General features: G+C 69.8%; 1 protein-coding gene. It reads left to right on the top strand.

Annotation, left to right across the window (positions count from 1 at the left end):
• Positions 1-299, top strand: a 299-nt coding sequence (locus EN862_RS35195) for a hypothetical protein (RefSeq protein ID WP_135913308.1), incomplete at its 5' end; no start/stop codon positions are given.
• Positions 300-351: the final 52 nt, after the last annotated feature.

The following is a 351-nucleotide window of genomic DNA, read 5'->3' as shown; positions in this document are numbered from 1 at the left end:
AAGCGACGCAATCGAAGGCCGGGGCTGGTCCAGCGGTCGCCCAGCGCTCAAAGGATGCCAAGCCGGCCTTCGGCAAGGCATCGCCCAAGAAAGTCGTGCCAGGCAGCGCGTCGAAGGTGACCGCGCCCAAAGCGGCAGCGAAGACCGCCCAGGCGAAGAAACCGGCCGCGGCCGGCGGCTCGAAGGTTCGCACGGCAGCCAACGTCGCGGCCGGAGCGGTCGTGGCCACGGCGCGGAGTGTCGCGTCTCTCGCCGCATCTGTCGTCGGCAAGGGCGGGTCCAAGGCGAAAGCAAAGTAGCGACGCGCTTCCCGGCGGGGCAGATTCAGCTTCGCGCCGGGATGGTCAGGCC

The sequence above is a fragment of the Mesorhizobium sp. M2E.F.Ca.ET.219.01.1.1 genome (assembly GCF_004016445.2).
GTDB lineage: Bacteria > Pseudomonadota > Alphaproteobacteria > Rhizobiales > Rhizobiaceae > Mesorhizobium.
The sequence above is the reverse complement of the archived record's forward strand: the minus strand, read 5'-3'. Positions and strand labels throughout refer to the sequence as shown.